The following is a 17077-nucleotide window of genomic DNA, read 5'->3' on the forward strand; positions in this document are numbered from 1 at the left end:
GTCTTTTGCTGGGCTTAGGTAAAGTAACACTACTCCAATTCTCATTATGAGGCTTTCATGTTCCGTATCGTTCTGTCGTTGTTAGTCGTATTTCCATCAATGGTAATGGCTACCCCGACTATGCATACCTTGCTCTCAGAGGGTGAATACGTCCAACCACTTGTCGTGGTTGAACAAATTGAAACTGAATATAGCGGTGTCGTTTCATCGTTCGATATGGATGTTGAAAATGGTCAACTCATTTATGAAATAGACTTACTCAATCTAGATGACAGTGAAATTACCGAATTCTCATTTGATGCAAGTGACGGCAGCTTAATCACCAAAAAATTATCCGCTTTTGAAGCCGATGATTTAGACCAAGTTAAAGCCGCACGAGTACTCATCAAGCAAAAAATGACTTTTACTGAGCTCGTCACAATGGCGCAAAAAGGTCAAACGGGATATTTAATCGAAGCTGAGTTAGACCATGACTTAGCCATCAGCTATCTAGAATTAAAATTACTCAATGTTTCAAGCAAGCATACGATTGCTTTTGATATTGAAGAATTACGTCCGCTGCCATTACTGCAGTGGGACTAATATGACTTGGCAATTAGCACCTTTACAGTCAAACGCTGTAGAACTAAGGAATAGCACTATGCGAGTATTAATCGTTGAAGACGATGCAACCACACTACAATACGTTGCTGAAGGTTTTACCGCACAGCAATATCAAGTTGATACTGCGACCAATGGCCATGATGGCTTACACCAAGCAAAGCATAATCAATATGACATTATCATTTTAGATCGTATGTTACCTCAGTTAGACGGCCTAACCTTGCTGACTGCACTGCGCAATAATGGTAACCAAACACCTGTGTTAATCCTTTCTGCGCTCAGTCATGTCGACGAGCGAGTAAAAGGATTACGTGCTGGTGGCGATGATTACATGACCAAACCGTTTGCTTTTGCTGAGTTGCAAGTGCGCGCAGAAAAGCTGATTCAACGTAATGCGCCAGCTGCGGCAAATACCGATCTTGAAGTCGGCAACTTAAAAATGGAATTGCTGACCCGCAAAGTCACATTAGATGAGCATGAATTAATGCTACAGCCTAAAGAGTTTCAATTGCTGAAATATCTAATGGAGCATCCAAATCAAGTCATTAGCCGTACATTATTGTTTGAAGCAGTATGGGATTATCACTTTGACCCGCGCACCAATGTGATTGATGTGCATATTGCTAAACTGCGTCGTAAATTTGAAGAGCTAGGCCACCCAGAGATCATTGAAACTGTTCGAGGGGCTGGATATCGCCTTTGCAAAGGGAATTAAACCCTACCAAAGCAGTGCTTGGCGGATAACGCTAATTTTCTCGACCTTGGTTACCTTGTTGATTGTGATGTTGGTATTTGGTTTATACCGTCAACTCGTTATTGAGCAAGAAAATCAGGTTGAGCAACATCTTGCCACTGAAATGCAGCGTTATCAGCAATTGGCATTAACGGTTGATCGCCGCAGTTTTGCTGCGCAAATTCGCGCTGCAGATCCTAAAACAGCCTTGATTGCTTGGCGAAACAGCGTTGATATGGTTGGGGCACTGAGTTTTGTGCCTGACAACATGCCTTTATTGCCAAAAACCCGCGAATTTCCTATTTTAACCGGTGGCCCAGATAAGCTTCATATTCTCACCGGTGGCATTGTGATGACCCATTATGGGCCGGTGCTTATAGCGACTCGTACTGATAATTTAGCCGCATTAATTGATAAATTTATTAATGCTGCATTTTGGGCGGTGGCATTCACGTTAGGGATTACCTTAGCGGTTGGTTTTGTGTTCTCTAAAGCGATTTTAAGACGCTTGGTACAATACAATTTACTGTGTAAAAAGATTGAGCAAGGTGAGTACAACACCCGTTTGCCAGTGAGTCATAATCAAGACGAATTTGATATGCTTGCTGGTCAGTTTAATCGGGTACTCGATACCTTAGAACATAACTTAATGTCTGTTCGTGGGGTGACCGATAATATTGCCCATGACTTAAGAACGCCTTTGTCTCACTTACGCATTGGTATTGAGCAATTACCCAGTAAACCGACAGAGCATGTGCCAGAATTGACCGCCATGTTGCTAGAAGAACTGGACCATTGTTTAGCGACTTTTGATGCCATGTTATCTCTCACTCGAATAGAAGAAGGTCAGCAAACCTTAGATATGCAGCCTGTGAGTCTACAACTTTTATGTGAAGACTTATTTGAAATGGCTGAAGTGGTTGCTGAGTCGAAACAACAAACTTTGACCTTGTCAGCAGACAAAGATGTGACAATCTCTGGCGATAAATACCTATTGTTCCAAGCCTTATTTAACTTAGTTGATAATGCGATTAAATATGCCCCTGAAGATGCCACCATTGAGATAGTGCAAAAAGGCAGAAAGATCCAAATTATTGATAATGGCCCAGGTATTAGTGATGAAGATAAAGAAAGGGTATTTGATCGTTTAGTGCGATTAGACCCTAGCCGACATCACAAAGGCACTGGGTTGGGCTTATCAATGGTGAAAGCGATTTTATCCCGTCATCATGCTAAAATTGAGCTTAAGGATAATCATCCAGGGCTGATTGTCGACATTCGATTCTAGTCCTGTTTAGGTATATTCCTAGCTCATGTTAATCATTGGTATAAAGCCGATATATCAGGCTTGTACCAGTGATGTTTAGCACGCTTATTTCAGTGCTCTTATTCCAAAACGCTTATTTCAGAACTCTTAGTTCAGAAATTTAGTTCAGAAATTTAGTTCAGAAATTTAGTTCAGAGCTTGTATTTCAGTACTCTCATTAGAATCGAGACTATGTATCAAATTTTAGAACAACACCCAGACTTTATTGTTATCAATAAGTCTCCTAAGGTTCATTTTCATAGCCAAGATGGCACTGCAGGGGTTGTTGCGCAAGTTGAAGCAGATTTAGGTATTAAACTGTTTGCGGTACACCGTTTAGATACTCCGACTTCTGGGTTACTTATATTAGCTAAAACCCCACAGGCAGCGGCAGAGTTTACTGAATTGTTCAGTGAGCATAAAATTCAAAAGTTTTATCTGGCTATTGCCAAAGGAAAGCCTAAAAAGAAGCAAGGTGGGATTATAGGCGACATGGCCAAATCTCGACGCAGCATGTATAAACTGCTGCGCACTAAGTCCAATCCTGCAATAACCCAGTTTTTCTCTCAATCTATTGGTGATGGCTTAAGATTATATTTGCTCAAACCATTAAGTGGGAAAACTCACCAATTACGTGTCGCGTTAAGCAGTATCGGTGTGCCGATCTTGGGGGATGAACTATATGGAGGCGAAGTGGCAGACCGTTGTTACTTGCATGCCATGGCATTGGACTTTGAGTATCAAGATAAACGATATCAGTTTATACAACTTCCTGAGATAGGGGATGCGTTTCAAGCACCATCAGTCACCGACATTTTACAACAAGATTGGCAAGCGCCAGAAATGCTTGCTTGGCCCAAGCATACTTAAGCGTAGGTCATTCTCTTTTATTTAGAACTTGTCGTTTAGGGCTGGATTGGCACTTTTAATGCAGTTACGGCCACTGGCTTTAGCTTCATACATGGCTTTATCTGCTAATTGAAGTAACGCTTCAGCAGGTAAGCTCTCATTAATCGTCGAGAAACCAATACTGGCTTCAATGGCAATGGGTGTTCCTTGCCACTCAAAGTTCACTTTCGCTAAGGCCAGTTGTAGTTTTTTCGCCACACAAAGAGCTTTTTGCTCCGACGTCAGCGGTAAGATGAGAACAAACTCTTCACCACCATAACGGCATAAATAGTCTATTTCTCGAGTGATACTATTCAGTTGCTTAGCAGCAATTTTAAGAACCTCATCGCCTGCAGTGTGGCCATGGACATCGTTGATTTGTTTAAAATGGTCTAAATCAATCAAAATCACACTGTAGCTGACCTTGTCGCGTAGCCATCGAGCATGTTCTAGGGCTAACTTGCTTTGTAGTGCATTTCGATTCCAAAGCCCAGTTAATGTATCTTTATTCGCTAGGGTCATTATTTTCACCACAAGACGATTAATGGTGTTTCCTATGATGAGGATATTAACTAATAAAATTAATACGATATAGACCCATAAAATTGGCACTGATTCCTCAGTGTTAAACGCCGCGTAGGTAGCGACCTTTTCGGGATAAAGTATCAAAATACATGCCCTGGCTAAGAACATAATGCCAATGATTAAAATCGGAATAACTAACCAGTAAGTGGCGAAAGCAGTAAAATTCTTCTTAAAGGCGACATAATGATCTTTTGCTAGCATAAAGAAACAAACAGCGGCAGCTAAAGATAAAATAATCATTAAATATGCCGAGCTACTGTTTTGTGGTTTGGCGAGTAACATGCTGCCGATGGAAACAAGAACTAATGTAATATCAAATTGGTGGCTAGATTTTAAATGATAAAGTCGCTGCGCGCCCCAGCGTAAAAAGCAAAAACCTACTAATATAATATTGTCAGCTACTAGCCAATGCAGGTAACTTGGTTCATGGGTACGTTGAGTATAAAGCAACATGCCTAGTAACACGCAGAAGTTGGCTAACGCAAAACGCCAGCTAGCACTGGGTGCGACTCGCATAGGAATAACCATGACAGTCCATGCGATTGTTCCTGCGAAACACAAGATACAAATCACTTGAATTAGAATGAGGCTGCTACTAGTTTCTATCATTGAACCTGCACTAAATGATTAAAAATTGAGGATAAGTTGATTGTGTTGAATATCATAATAATATTTGATCTGTTTCACAAATTGTTGCAATTATGAACATTTTGGTTGATTAATTTTTACAATTTTAAAGGGAAAGAAATAATTATGGATACAAATAAACTGCTGCTAATTGTCATTGCAATTTTACTACCGCCGGTGGCTGTGTTTTTGAAAAAAGGCATGGGAAAAGATTTACTGATTAATATTATTCTCTGTTTACTGTTCTTTGTTCCTGGCTTGATCCATGCTATTTGGGTGGTGATACAAGATTAACCTGCTGGGTTTATTGAACGATGAGAATGCCAATTCTGATAATATTTGGAATTGGTATTTTTGTATTTAGGGTTGTAGAATCGCACTCCGATTTATATCGCTTGTATCGAATATGTGCTTTATAGCAAAGCTGTTGTTTCAGAGAGTTTAAGGTGAAATTAGTATGAATAGACGTAAAAAGATTAACCAAACGCTCAAAGGGAAAGCGAAAAAAGCCAATGCGAAAAAAGCTGGTAGTAATAAACCTAAGTATGTTTCTAAAGCTGAGCGAGAATTAGTACAACAGGCTGAGCAACAAGAGGCGAGTCAATTGGCTGTATTGAGCGACGACAATCAAGAAGTTACAGCAGAGCAAGTCGGTTAATTGATATCACTTAACATCGCCAAGGTGGTATCAAGCTATTAGCTTTGTTGATGATCACGCCTAAATAACTCCCACTGCTCAATCACTTCACCATCAGGCAGAGTGCAAAGCGACACATCGCCATTAATGTGCTTAATGGTTTCTAAGGTGCCATCTTTATCTACGCAATAATCAGCTGCAGGGTTACTCATGTGTAGCGGCTTGATTTCATCGCCTGAACAGGCGCTTAAACCACAGAGTATTACGACGTATGATAACAGCTTACAATTATTGAGCTTACTAGTGGGTGTTCGAGCAAATAGCGCAGTAAACGGGTACCACAGATAAATGCGGGCTAACTTGTTAGTGCAGTATGCAATATTGACTATAGTTAATTGTTCGAACATAGTAGATCCCTATGACAGATTTCTATGAATGAGCGTTATAAAAGAGCTGATAATTAAGCCGTTTTCTTTTATCAACTATAGCCAAGATTGTGACTTTTAGTAAAACTTTGATTGTTAATGCTTGCTGATTAAGAACCTTATACAGGTGCAGAGCACACAGAGCAGTTAGCTTGCTTCGGTAGTTTCATTTCACGAAACTCCATCGTCATCGCATCTATCATTAAAATACGACCATTTAAGCCTTGGCCCATTTGGCTGATGGCCTTAATGGCTTCAGTCGCCTGAATACAACCTACTAAACCAACAACTGGCGCCAAGATACCGGACTCGACACAGGTTAATTGTTGTTCGCCAAACAAGCTGCTGTAGCAATGGTAGCAAGGCGAAGATGACTGATAATCGAATACCGTTACCGTGCCTTCCATACGTATTGCCGCCGCTGAGATAAAGCTGATTTTATGCTTATAACAGCTTTGGTTAAGTTGTTCTCTAACTTGAACATTATCAGTGCAGTCTAGTACTAACATATGCTCAGATACCAAGTGTTCAATACGCGCTTCATCAAGGAATTCGTTGATAGTATTGATGGTAATTAATGGGTTTAATTGCGCCAATGTCTGCTTGGCAGAGTCCACTTTGGCTTGACCAATATTTTCATCGTGGTGCAATACTTGGCGTTGTAAATTAGATAGTTCAACCGTATCAAAATCAACAAGGGTCATTTCACCCACACCGGCCACAGCTAAATATTGGGTTACAGTACAACCTAGGCCACCTGCGCCAATCACTAATACTTTTGCTTGCTTGAGTTTTTCTTGGCCTTCAATATCCATAGCTTTAATGGATATTTGGCGGCTATAACGCAGCATTTCATTGTCTGACAAAATGTCCAAATCATCAGCTGCGTTTAGGGATAAATCACTCATTAAACTTCCTTAGCAATTAACACAATACGCTGTTGAATGGTTCAACATTAACTTGAGCGCCAGAGGCAACATCGCCTTGTTCTTGCTCTAAGTTAATAAAGCAGTTAGCTAAACTCATCGAGGTAAGCATGCCTGAGCCTTGACCGCCAGTGGTTGATACGACGAGTTCACCGTTGTCATCACGGCTCAAAATACCACGTTGATATTCTGCTCGGCCAGGTTGTTTGCGAATGGCACTCGTAAGGGTCGCTTTAACGATTAATGGCTCTTTCACCGTTAAGCCTTGCATCTTATTGACGATTGGCCAAACAAGTTTGTAGAAGGTGACCATTGATGAAACAGGGTTACCTGGTAAGCCGCAAAAAACGGCCTTGCCTAATTTACCGAACGCAAATGGCTTACCGGGTTTAATCGCTAAGCGCCAGAAGGTAATTTCACCTTCCTCAGAGAGAATTTGCTTAGTGTAATCAGCATCACCAACAGAAACGCCGCCAGAGGTCAGCACCATATCCGCTTTTTTCGCTGCTTCTCTAAACGCACCACGAATCGCCTCTTTGTCATCTTCGATAACGCCTAAATCGATCCATTCAACATTAGCTTGGGTGAGTAGGCCTTTAATCGAGTAGCGATTAGAATCGTAAATCTGCCCAGGAGCAAGCTCGCTTCCTACTGGTCGCAGTTCATCTCCTGTTGAAAAGAAAGCGACTTTAAGACGGGCTTTTACTCTTATTTGGCTGATGCCGATTGTAGCTAATACGCCCATTTCTGCCGCGCGAATTTGAGTGCCACTTTTGAGTACATTGGTGCCAGCGGTAAGTTCTTCACCACAGTAGCGAATGCTATTGCCTTTGGCATTTGGGTGTTCAATGGTGATCTTGTCACCGTCAGCAGAGGTTTTCTCCTGCATTTGTACCGTGTCATAACCTGCAGGAACTGGCGCACCAGTCATAATCCGAATGCAGCTGTTGGCTGGGATCTTGCCTTTGTAAGGGTTGTCCTGCAAATGAGGTTCCGACCAAGGTTAACGTGGTTGCTGTTTCACCTGTCAGTTCATCGAACTTAAAGGCATAACCGTCCATTGATGAGTTATCGAAAGGAGGGAGGTCGATACAAGATGCCAAATCTTCAGATAAAATACGGCCAACAGCCTCATTTAAGCTAACCATTTCGCTTTGTTCAATAACACTCACTTGATCAAGTAAAGCATTAATGGCGTCAGTTGGGTGCATTAAACCAGGCTGTGCACAGGCATCAGATTTTGTTGACATCGTAGCTCCTCGCATGACATTTGCCATGTTGTGGTTTATCTAAGGCTGGCTTAGATAATAAGATTCATTTTTGATACCGCATTATGCCATGATAGCGGCAGATAACTATGATCAGACCGAAGGTTTTTATATCTATGACCAGTAAAAGTGGCGCAATAATTAATAATGCCATTATTTCCGGAAAGGTTTCCGCAGAGGTTCCTGTCATCAAGCCTGTATCGAAAAAGAACGACTGGTTTCTTTATATGGTGAAATGCCATAACGGCCATTTATATACAGGCATTACCACAGATGTTAAAAGACGTTTTGCTGAGCATCAGGCTGGTGGCACAAAAGGAGCCAAATACCTTAAAGGCAAAGGGCCATTAACTCTGGTCTATCAAGAAAGTGTCGCAGACAGAAGCTTAGCGACAAAACGTGAGTTAGTGGTTAAAAAGCTCACTCGGGCTAAAAAACTCGCCTTGATCGCAGATTATCAGACGGATTAATTATCCTGTGAAGCTAAAGCTAATAAAAAGCCACCTTAAAGATTATCTTCAGGTGGCTTTTTAGTCATTTGGTCTTGTTTAGTTAATTATCGTGAACGTAGCACAGGGTATTTCATATATTGATTATCGTAATAAGGGCTTCTTTCATAAAACCAGCGCAGTCTTGCTTTTGAATCATTAGCAAAGCTTTCATCTTCTAATGCAGTTTTAAACTCTGCCGCTAAGGCTTCATCTTCTGCTAACATTTTTGCTGCGAGTGGCTCTACAGCATAATCTTCGATGTACTCAGTACGAGTGAAGATGCTATTGAAAAAGCCCCATTGGAAAAACGAATCGGCAGATTGTGGTTCAAGTAATAAAATTGCTAAATCACCTAATGGTTGATTGGTTGCAATTTGAATCGTGCCAATAGGTAATGTTGTTTCAATATTCACTTTGTTGCTGGTGGCTTTGACGCGTTGTCTGCCTTCATAATCTTTTTGATTAAATGTCGGCTCTGCAAATTGATACTGGCTTAGTTTGAGCGTTTTAGCTTCAGTCAGTGGCGTCATTCTGACGCCATGAATCGATAGGCGCTCAATCACTTGGTGCCACTGGGCAGGTACATAATAGTATTTAGGGCGTTGAGTCATAACATTCGCTTCGGTATTACCCATGACTGGTAAGTTAGGGTAAAGCTTAGGTTGCCCATTCCAGCGCACTACCTCAGTGCCACTAATTTCACTGGTTTCAAGCGAATAACCAATGCCTTTGAAATCCCAACCGGGCTGCTCAACTGTATTCCAGGTTAATGGGATCTGTTGTCGGCGTTGGTACTTATCTTCATAAATTGCCGCTTTTAATTTTGTGCCATGCTTTGCCACGGTTTTAAGGGTTTGCTCTAACATGACGTATGTGCCTAATACTCTTTGTTTAAAAGGTTTTAAGCTGTGGTTTTCAATTAAAATGGTGGGTAAGTGGCGTGCATCGCCATAACCATTTGAAAATCGAGGACTTGGATTCCAATAAGATAAGCCTTTTGACAAGTCAGTATTGTCTAACGCGAACACTAAAGGCCCAGGAACATGGCCATTATCTGTCAGTGCAGATTCAACTTCTGGGCGGTAATACTTTTCTAACCATTCAAAGCTTGCAGGGCTATAGCCTTGCTTTACGTTATAGCCAAAGGTGACATCGTACTGATAATCAATACCGTCAGTGACATGAACATCAAGATATAAGTCAGGTTGCCACACATTGATGGCACGGATCATATGCTGTAATTCTAGCGTATCTAGTTTGGCGTAATCACGGTTTAAATTTAGGTTTCTAGCATTGGTGCGCCAACCCATATCGACAGGGCCACGCTGGTTTACACGGTTGTACTCATCACTTCGCTCATGGGCGTCGACGCTTAAAATTGGAACAAATAACAGGTTCACTCTATCAAGCAAAGCTTGCTTATCGCCTTGAGTCATGTCCCGTAACAGCATCATCCCCGCATCTTTTCCGTCAATTTCACCAGAGTGAATACCAGCTTGGACTAAAATGGTGGGCTTATTACTTTCTGAGAGTGCCTCCGGTGTTGCCGCTCCTGATTCTGATGCCACGACCATCCAAATATCACGACCTTGAGGGCTTTTACCAATCGAGACTTGAGATAACAAATCACTACTATTAACAAGTTTATTTAGCCATTGATGGGTGGCTTCGTAATCAGGACTATGTGCTAAACCATTTTGCTCAAATGGCGTTGACCAAGGTGATGAGGCATCTAAAATGAGCGCTTCACTTTGGCCTTGCCACGATTGAATCGGCGGTAAAATCTCATCATTGATAAATGGGTGGGAAGCTAAAACGGGTGATTCTGTTAAGGCTTGCTCTGAGGTTTCGGCCATACTAGAAAAAGAAAATAGCGAATTGAACATTAAACTGGCAAGTATGGCGCGGCGCATAGATATCCCTATGTGTGAGCAAATAGAATGTCGTTTTATATTAAATCAAATAGGAAGTGAGACAAGGGCTTAGCGAGAGGTAATTGATAATATTACTGTTTAAAATGTAACAATTTTGAACAAAGGGATAAAATAAAAAAGCCTCAATGTCACTTGAGGCTTTGTGTTGACGTAATCATATATTGACGCGTATTACAGCATCAGTGTGCTAGCTATTAGGCCCAGCGGCTTTGATTGCATCCGATACCTGATATTTAGCAAAGTTCGCTGTGAACTCTTCGGCTAATTGCTGGGCGTATTTTGCGTACTCATTTTTGTCAGCCCAAGTATTTACTGGGTTGAGCAATTGAGTATCAACGCCTGAAACCGTTACAGGTACAGCGAGGTTCAGTTTATCAATATGCTGAGTTTCAACATCTTTTAGCTCGCCACTGACAATTGCATCAACAATTGCACGAGTGGTTGGAATATCAAAACGTTTACCAACGCCGTGAGGGCCGCCAGTCCAACCAGTATTTACTAGGTAAACACGACTACCAAATGACTCAATACGCTTCATTAATAGTTCTGCGTACACACCAGCAGGGCGTGGGAAGAAAGGCGCACCAAAGCAGGTTGAGAACGTTGATTGAATTGCTGAAGTTGAGCCCATTTCAGTAGAGCCCACTTTTGCTGTGTAACCCGACAAGAAGTGATAAGCCGCTTGCTCTTTAGTTAACACTGACACTGGTGGTAATACACCAGAGACATCACAAGTTAAAAACACCACTGAGTTGGGTTCAGCACCACGGTTTTCTTCTTTACGCTGAGCAATATGCTCTAACGGGTAAGCTGCGCGGCTATTCTCTGTTAATGTTGTATTCGTATAATCAGGCACTCGTTGTTCATCTAACATGACATTTTCAAGTACCGTACCAAAGCGAATCGCATCCCAAATCACCGGTTCGTTCTTCTGGCTTAAGTCGATACATTTTGCATAACAGCCGCCTTCGATATTGAATACACCGCCGGGAGCCCAACCATGCTCATCATCGCCAATAAGAAAACGTTTTGGATCAGCAGATAAGGTAGTTTTACCTGTACCTGATAAACCAAAGAATAATGTGGTATCACCATCATGACCGACATTGGCAGAGCAATGCATAGGAAGCACGCCCTTAGCTGGCAATAAGAAGTTTTGTACCGAGAACATCGACTTTTTCATTTCGCCGGCATACTTAAGTCCAGCTAGAAGGACTTTTTTGTCGGCAAAATTGATCATCACAACCGCATCAGAATGAGTGCCATCGCGGGCAGGATCACAAACAAAGTCAGGCGCATTCATTATTTGCCAAACGTCTTTATCGCCACGGTTAAACTGCTCTGGAGTGATAAATAAGTTACGCGCAAAAACTTGATGCCATGCATATTCTGTGGTGACTCGAACGGGAAGGTAGTGCGCATCGTCAGCACCTACTTCTAGTTCAGATACGAATATGTCTTTCTCAGATAGATAAGCTTCAACGCGGCCCCAAAGTGCATCAAAAGTATCTGCAGCAATACCTTTGTTGACTGAGCCCCAATCAATATCATCTTGAGTATTGGCTTCTTGAACAATAAAACGATCATTAGGGGAACGACCAGTACGTTCGCCTGTTTTTGCTACTAATGCGCCATTGGCGGTTAACTGCCCTTCATTACGTTGTAAAGCAAGTTCAATTAACTCAGCGCTAGTAAGGTTGAAGTGTACGCTGTTTGTTCCATCTGTCATCGGGTGCTTCTCCGTTGTAAATAGGTCGTTTATCGGTCTATATTGCCGATTTATAGTTGGGATGACTTACGTTTTCGCTTGCTTATGCTAAAACTAATTTAGCAAAGCCATTGTAACGTAATAAACAAAACAGGTAACCAACAGTTTGGTAACTTTTTTGTAATTTGAGCTGATTTTTTAGTTTTAAGATAGATTTTTTACATAAAAAAAGCGCCTAAGGCGCTTTTTTTTGAAAGTTGTTATGTAGGTTTGATCAGTTGCTACTGTTTCCGGCATCTAAGTTACCCGCATAAATTGCAGCAATATCGATGCTGTCGAAGGTATACATTTGCGGGCAATATTCACAGCCCATTTCGATTTTACCTTCTTCAGCTAGAATTTCTTCCACTTCAGTTTGCTCAATCGTAGCGAGTGCTTTAGCGCTTCGCTCTCTTGAGCAAGTACATTTAAAGCTAACGTCTACAGGATCAAACAGACGCACATCTTCTTGATGATAAAGGCGATGTAAAATGTCTTCAGCTTCTAACGTAAATAGCTCTTCTTGCTTAATGGTCTCAGTGAGCGCCAATAAGTGGTTGAAGTCTTCGTTTTCTTCAGTTTGAGTGGGTAACACTTGTAGCAACATACCCGCAGCTTGCTTACCATCAGCGAATAATGAAATGCGTGTTGGCAATTGCTCTGATTGGTTAAAGTACTCTTCTAAACAAGCGGCAAGATTATCGTGATCTAATGACACAATACCTTGGTAACGCTCGCCTTCATCAGGCGTCAGGGTAATCACCATCACACCTTTACCGAACAAATCACTTAAAGAGGCATCATCAGAAAACTCACCATTCCAGCGAGCAACACCACGAAGAGCTTGCAAGTTAGTGCCATTAATCACAGCAACAGAAACAGGCCCGTCACCTTGCAATTGCACACTGATGTCGCCAGTGAACTTGATGGTGGCAGTCAATAAAGAGGTTGCAGCCATAAGCTGTCCCATTATCAGTTGGAGTGCCTTTGGGTATTCATGTGCTGATAGGATTTCTTGATAACTTTTTTCAAGTTGAACCATTTCACCACGGACATCGGCATTATCAAATAAGTAGCGATGTAATATATCTTTGCTCATGTTTTATCTCGTTTGTTGTACTTTAACTATCGTTATAGATCTTTAAAGCGAATAAGTTGGCGACGTTGTTTTTTATCCGGCTTATTTTCTGGAGCGGGATTGTTCAATATATTCAAACGTCTGGCTTCGGCATTAAACGCTCTTTTGCTAATGCTCTCAGCTGTTTCTTCGTATAGCGTTTGCGCTACAGCAGCCCCTTGTCGGTGTTCCGACAACTGAGCAATAATTATTTCCCTATCATCATGGCCTTGACGTAAACGTATCTTGGCACCCACTTCAGCTTGTTTGCTGGATTTAGCGCGTTGACCGTTATAGTGCACTTTTCCGCCATTGATCATCTCTTTTGCTAATGAGCGTGTTTTATAAAAACGCGCCGCCCATAACCATTTGTCGAGTCGAACAGTCACTGTTTTAGATGGAGCTTGGCTCATCTAACACCCCCAAAAGTGGTACGAGTTCACACCGTTGACATTTTTAACGTGTAAAATGCAGGCGAGAGCCCAATATCGTGGCGTTTCTCACAGCCTTTTTAGGCGCGCAAATGTAGCATATTCGGTGCAATTTCGCCAATCCATATGCTATGGGCTTGTTGCAATAAGCTGGCTGGGTTAGCATGATGCAGTATTTCCTAAATTAACAGAATTAGAACAGCGACCTGCTAGAGGGTCAAAGCCGAATATGGATGTATTAGATAAAATTATAACTAAGGCTGCGGGAATCCCCCAAAAGCCATTAAGCACAGCTGTATTCTGGTTAGGATTAGTGATTGTGCTATTACTGACAGCGCAGATTACCTGGAAGCTAATGCCAGTAAATTCTCAGGCAGTTGCATGGCAACCTTCGCCAACTTCGGTAGCAAGCGCTAAACGGGTTGAGCTAAGTAGTGTCCAGCGATTGGCATTATTTGGCGAAAAAGACGCCAATGCAGATGGCCGCCCTAATAAACCTGCTCCAGTTGAACAAATTACTGATGCACCTAAAACTAACCTTTCTATTTTATTGACGGGGGTGGTGGCTTCTACTTCTGATACCAACGGTCTTGCTGTCATTGAATCAAAAGGTAATCAGGAAACTTACGGCTTAGGTGACAAAATTAAAGGCACTTCTGCTTCGCTGAAAGAAGTGTATGCCGACCGTATCATCATTACTAATGCTGGCCGTTATGAGACATTAATGTTGGATGGTTTAAATTATACCACCCAAAGCCAAGCTAACCAGTCATTACAGCAAGCCAAAAAAGACCGTCAAGTACAGCGTGACGATCGTCGTCAAAATGCCGAGGTTGCTCAGCAAATCAGTGATTCACGTGATGAACTATTAGCTGATCCAGGAAAGCTGACTGACTATCTAGCCATTTCTCCAGTGCGCGGCGCCGACGGTGTCAGCGGCTATCGCCTCAACCCAGGTAAAAATAAATCTTTATTTGCGGCTGCGGGATTTAAAGCAAATGATTTAGCCAAATCCATCAACGGCTATGATTTGACCGACATGGGACAATCATTAGAAGTTATGGCGCAATTACCAGAATTAACAGAAGTCGGCGTCATGGTTGAACGTGATGGACAGTTAGTAGAAATAATTTTTAGTTTGCCAGAATAGTTAGGCAGTAGAGGATTGAAAATAATGAAGAGTTATGGAATTCGACGCAAGTTATTAGCAGGGATGGTTGCTGGTATAGCAATGCTTGCTTCTCAAGCGGCTTGGTCGGAGCAATATGCTGCCAATTTTAAAGGCACAGATATTCAAGAATTCATTAATATTGTAGGTAAGAACCTCAATAAAACGATTATTGTCGATCCAACTGTCCGCGGCAAAATTAACGTCCGTAGTTACGACTTATTGGATGATGAACAGTATTACCAATTCTTCCTCAACGTATTGCAAGTTTATGGTTATGCCGTTGTCGAAATGGAAAACCGTGTTATTAAAGTCATCAAGGATAAAGATGCGAAAACCGCAGCTATCCGTGTGGCCGATGATGCTAAGCCTGGTTTAGGTGATGAAATGGTTACACGTATTGTGGCCCTTTATAATACCGAAGCTAAACAACTTGCGCCGTTATTACGTCAGCTAAATGATAATGCGGGTGGCGGTAACGTTGTAAATTATGACCCATCAAATGTATTGATGATTTCAGGTCGTGCTGCAGTCGTAAATAAACTAGTCGAAATTGTCCGCCGTGTAGATAAACAAGGTGATACGGAAGTACAGGTAGTATCGCTTGAGTTTGCATCAGCAGGCGAAATCGTTCGTATTATTGATACTTTGTACCGCTCAACAGCTAACCAAGCACAAATGCCAGGCCAAGCACCTAAAGTGGTTGCTGATGAACGAACCAATGCCGTGGTTGTGAGCGGTGATGAAAAAAGCCGTCAACGTGTAGTCGAATTGGTCCGCCGTCTTGATGCTGAGCAAGCTACAACAGGTAATACCAAAGTCCGTTACTTACGTTACGCTAAGGCTGAAGATTTAGTTGAAGTATTAACAGGTTTTGCTGAGCAACTACAAAGCGACCAGGATACTGGCCAGAGTGGCAGCAATAAGCGCCGTAAAGAAATTAATATCATGGCTCACGTTGATACTAATGCATTAGTTATCAGCGCTGAACCAGATCAAATGCGCACCATTGAAAGTGTCGTTAACCAATTAGATATTCGTCGTGCACAAGTCCTAGTCGAAGCCATTATTGTTGAAGTCTCAGAAGGTGATGATGTTGGTTTTGGTGTGCAGTGGGCAACTGCCGCAGGTGGTGGCACCCAGTTTAATAACTTAGGCCCTACCATCGGTGAAATTGGTGCGGGTATTTGGCAAGCTCAAGGCGAAGAAGGCACCACAGTCTGTACTGAAAATGGTACCTGTACCGAAAACCCTGATACCCGTGGTGACATTACCTTACTGGCGCAAGCGTTAGGCAAAGTGAATGGCATGGCGTGGGGCGTTACCGCTGGTGATTTTGGCGCATTAGTACAAGCAGTATCAAGTGATACTAAATCAAACGTACTTGCTACACCTTCTATCACAACACTAGATAACCAAGAAGCTTCATTTATTGTTGGTGATGAAGTGCCAATTCTAACGGGTAGCCAAAACTCAAGTAATGGTAACTCTAACCCTTTCCAAACGGTTGAACGTAAAGAAGTCGGTGTAAAACTTAAAGTGGTACCACAAGTCAACGAAGGTAATGCTGTTAAGTTAACCATTGAGCAGGAAGTCTCAGGGATTAACGGTAAAACGGGTGTCGATGTGACGTTTGCGACTCGTCGCTTAACCACTACTGTGATGGCCGATTCGGGGCAAATCGTTGTCTTAGGTGGTTTGATCAATGAAGAAACCCAAGAGTCGGTTCAAAAAGTACCATTCTTAGGTGATTTACCGATTATTGGCCATTTATTCAAGTCATCTTCAAGTGGCGTGAAAAAGAAAAACCTGATGGTATTTATCAAGCCTACGATTATTCGTGATGGTATTACTATGGAAGGTATTGCGGGACGTAAATATAACTACTTCCGCGCATTGCAAATCGAACAACAAGAACGTGGTGTTAACTTAATGCCAAATACTGATGTGCCAATACTTGATGAATGGGATCAAGAGGCTTACTTACCTGATGAAGTTAACGAAGTCTTAAATCGTTATAAAGAAGGTAAGAACTTAGAAACTAAGATGCGTGATTCGGATCCAGCATTGAAGCATATCAGCGAGAGCATGGAAAAAGATCGCGCTGCAACAGAAGCAGCCAGTCAAGCAGCTGAATCGGTTGAAGAAGACACAGAAGCAGAAGCATCAGAAGATAACGCCAATGAGTGAA

At 42.0% G+C, this 17077-nt stretch carries 16 protein-coding genes and 1 pseudogene; 9 read left to right on the forward strand and 8 right to left on the reverse strand.

Annotated features, from left to right (window positions below; translation table 11 throughout):
* The first annotated feature begins 57 nt into the window (after positions 1 to 57).
* The 4 genes from L2737_RS18275 to L2737_RS18290 all read left to right on the forward strand — a co-directional run bounded on the left by L2737_RS18275 (position 58) and on the right by L2737_RS18290 (position 3512).
* On the forward strand, positions 58 to 582 hold the full coding sequence (locus L2737_RS18275; RefSeq protein WP_102527606.1) for a PepSY domain-containing protein: 525 nt from the start codon (positions 58 to 60) through the stop codon (positions 580 to 582).
* A gap of 58 nt (positions 583 to 640) precedes the next feature.
* Positions 641 to 1318, forward strand: coding sequence for a response regulator transcription factor (locus L2737_RS18280; RefSeq protein WP_102527607.1), 678 nt, complete (start codon positions 641 to 643; stop codon positions 1316 to 1318).
* 67 nt (positions 1319 to 1385) lie between these two features.
* Entirely contained in the window at positions 1386 to 2624 is a 1239-nt protein-coding gene (locus tag L2737_RS18285; protein ID WP_229370279.1) for a sensor histidine kinase, read from the forward strand.
* A gap of 210 nt (positions 2625 to 2834) precedes the next feature.
* Complete coding sequence (locus tag L2737_RS18290) at positions 2835 to 3512, forward strand: TIGR01621 family pseudouridine synthase (protein ID WP_248956686.1); 678 nt, start codon at positions 2835 to 2837, stop codon at positions 3510 to 3512.
* 21 nt (positions 3513 to 3533) lie between these two features.
* On the opposite strand, the gene L2737_RS18295 is transcribed toward L2737_RS18290, so the two are convergent.
* A complete protein-coding gene (locus tag L2737_RS18295) occupies positions 3534 to 4724 on the reverse strand; it encodes a GGDEF domain-containing protein (protein WP_248956687.1) in 1191 nt (396 codons plus the stop codon).
* Positions 4725 to 4868: 144 nt separating this feature from the next.
* Between L2737_RS18295 and L2737_RS18300 the strand changes: the two genes are divergently transcribed.
* Together L2737_RS18300 and L2737_RS18305 are read left to right on the forward strand one after the other, a co-directional pair.
* Positions 4869 to 5036 (forward strand): YqaE/Pmp3 family membrane protein, encoded by a 168-nt coding sequence (locus tag L2737_RS18300; protein ID WP_102527610.1) that lies wholly within the window; start codon positions 4869 to 4871, stop codon positions 5034 to 5036.
* 163 nt (positions 5037 to 5199) lie between these two features.
* Positions 5200 to 5400, forward strand: a complete 201-nt coding sequence (locus L2737_RS18305) for a DUF2986 domain-containing protein (RefSeq protein ID WP_248956689.1) — start codon at positions 5200 to 5202, stop codon at positions 5398 to 5400.
* Between the two features lie 38 nt (positions 5401 to 5438).
* Here the strand turns inward: L2737_RS18305 and L2737_RS18310 are convergent, their stop codons facing one another.
* From L2737_RS18310 to moeA, 3 genes and pseudogenes are all read right to left on the reverse strand, one after another.
* Entirely contained in the window at positions 5439 to 5786 is a 348-nt protein-coding gene (locus tag L2737_RS18310) for a putative hemolysin (protein WP_248956690.1), read from the reverse strand.
* 137 nt (positions 5787 to 5923) lie between these two features.
* The gene (gene moeB, locus L2737_RS18315; protein ID WP_248956691.1) at positions 5924 to 6712 is read right to left on the reverse strand and encodes a molybdopterin-synthase adenylyltransferase MoeB; all 789 of its coding nucleotides are present in this window, start codon (positions 6710 to 6712) and stop codon (positions 5924 to 5926) included.
* 16 nt (positions 6713 to 6728) lie between these two features.
* A pseudogene (gene moeA, locus L2737_RS18320) lies at positions 6729 to 7980 on the reverse strand (molybdopterin molybdotransferase MoeA).
* A 134-nt stretch (positions 7981 to 8114) separates the two neighbouring features.
* On the opposite strand from moeA, the gene L2737_RS18325 reads away from it, so the two are divergent.
* Positions 8115 to 8468 carry a GIY-YIG nuclease family protein gene (locus L2737_RS18325; protein WP_248956692.1) on the forward strand — a complete coding sequence of 118 codons (354 nt, stop codon included), beginning with the start codon at positions 8115 to 8117 and terminating at the stop codon, positions 8466 to 8468.
* An 86-nt stretch (positions 8469 to 8554) separates the two neighbouring features.
* Here the strand turns inward: L2737_RS18325 and L2737_RS18330 are convergent, their stop codons facing one another.
* From L2737_RS18330 to hslR, 4 genes are all read right to left on the reverse strand, one after another.
* On the reverse strand, positions 8555 to 10402 hold the full coding sequence (locus L2737_RS18330) for a M14 family metallopeptidase (RefSeq protein WP_428848408.1): 1848 nt from the start codon (positions 10400 to 10402) through the stop codon (positions 8555 to 8557).
* Positions 10403 to 10610: 208 nt separating this feature from the next.
* Complete coding sequence (locus L2737_RS18335) at positions 10611 to 12152, reverse strand: phosphoenolpyruvate carboxykinase (protein WP_248956693.1); 1542 nt, start codon at positions 12150 to 12152, stop codon at positions 10611 to 10613.
* 253 nt (positions 12153 to 12405) lie between these two features.
* Positions 12406 to 13269, reverse strand: a complete 864-nt coding sequence (gene hslO / locus L2737_RS18340; protein ID WP_229370234.1) for an Hsp33 family molecular chaperone HslO — start codon at positions 13267 to 13269, stop codon at positions 12406 to 12408.
* Positions 13270 to 13301: 32 nt separating this feature from the next.
* Positions 13302 to 13700, reverse strand: coding sequence for a ribosome-associated heat shock protein Hsp15 (gene hslR, locus L2737_RS18345; RefSeq protein ID WP_102527619.1), 399 nt, complete (start codon positions 13698 to 13700; stop codon positions 13302 to 13304).
* Between the two features lie 247 nt (positions 13701 to 13947).
* On the opposite strand from hslR, the gene gspC reads away from it, so the two are divergent.
* Positions 13948 to 14868: a type II secretion system protein GspC gene (gspC, locus tag L2737_RS18350; protein ID WP_102527620.1), complete on the forward strand. Its 921-nt coding sequence runs from the start codon at positions 13948 to 13950 to the stop codon at positions 14866 to 14868.
* 24 nt (positions 14869 to 14892) lie between these two features.
* Complete coding sequence (gspD, locus tag L2737_RS18355; protein ID WP_248956694.1) at positions 14893 to 17076, forward strand: type II secretion system secretin GspD; 2184 nt, start codon at positions 14893 to 14895, stop codon at positions 17074 to 17076.
* The last annotated feature ends 1 nt before the right edge of the window (position 17077 follow it).

Source organism: Shewanella electrodiphila, assembly GCF_023283985.1.
Taxonomy (GTDB): domain Bacteria; phylum Pseudomonadota; class Gammaproteobacteria; order Enterobacterales; family Shewanellaceae; genus Shewanella; species Shewanella electrodiphila.

What these genes read in the sequence shown, in the direction of transcription:
- L2737_RS18295 (WP_248956687.1), bottom strand. Translation starts at nt 4,724, where the DNA reads ATGATAGAAACTAGTAGCAGCCTCATTCTAATTCAAGTGATTTGTATC.
- L2737_RS18335 (WP_248956693.1), bottom strand. Translation starts at nt 12,152, where the DNA reads ATGACAGATGGAACAAACAGCGTACACTTCAACCTTACTAGCGCTGAG.
- gspC (WP_102527620.1), top strand. Translation starts at nt 13,948, where the DNA reads ATGGATGTATTAGATAAAATTATAACTAAGGCTGCGGGAATCCCCCAA.
- moeB (WP_248956691.1), bottom strand. Translation starts at nt 6,712, where the DNA reads ATGAGTGATTTATCCCTAAACGCAGCTGATGATTTGGACATTTTGTCA.
- L2737_RS18280 (WP_102527607.1), top strand. Translation starts at nt 641, where the DNA reads ATGCGAGTATTAATCGTTGAAGACGATGCAACCACACTACAATACGTT.
- L2737_RS18300 (WP_102527610.1), top strand. Translation starts at nt 4,869, where the DNA reads ATGGATACAAATAAACTGCTGCTAATTGTCATTGCAATTTTACTACCG.
- L2737_RS18285 (WP_229370279.1), top strand. Translation starts at nt 1,386, where the DNA reads ATGTTGGTATTTGGTTTATACCGTCAACTCGTTATTGAGCAAGAAAAT.
- L2737_RS18305 (WP_248956689.1), top strand. Translation starts at nt 5,200, where the DNA reads ATGAATAGACGTAAAAAGATTAACCAAACGCTCAAAGGGAAAGCGAAA.
- L2737_RS18310 (WP_248956690.1), bottom strand. Translation starts at nt 5,786, where the DNA reads ATGTTCGAACAATTAACTATAGTCAATATTGCATACTGCACTAACAAG.
- L2737_RS18325 (WP_248956692.1), top strand. Translation starts at nt 8,115, where the DNA reads ATGACCAGTAAAAGTGGCGCAATAATTAATAATGCCATTATTTCCGGA.
- L2737_RS18290 (WP_248956686.1), top strand. Translation starts at nt 2,835, where the DNA reads ATGTATCAAATTTTAGAACAACACCCAGACTTTATTGTTATCAATAAG.
- hslO (WP_229370234.1), bottom strand. Translation starts at nt 13,269, where the DNA reads ATGAGCAAAGATATATTACATCGCTACTTATTTGATAATGCCGATGTC.
- hslR (WP_102527619.1), bottom strand. Translation starts at nt 13,700, where the DNA reads ATGAGCCAAGCTCCATCTAAAACAGTGACTGTTCGACTCGACAAATGG.
- L2737_RS18275 (WP_102527606.1), top strand. Translation starts at nt 58, where the DNA reads ATGTTCCGTATCGTTCTGTCGTTGTTAGTCGTATTTCCATCAATGGTA.
- L2737_RS18330 (WP_428848408.1), bottom strand. Translation starts at nt 10,402, where the DNA reads ATGCGCCGCGCCATACTTGCCAGTTTAATGTTCAATTCGCTATTTTCT.
- gspD (WP_248956694.1), top strand. Translation starts at nt 14,893, where the DNA reads ATGAAGAGTTATGGAATTCGACGCAAGTTATTAGCAGGGATGGTTGCT.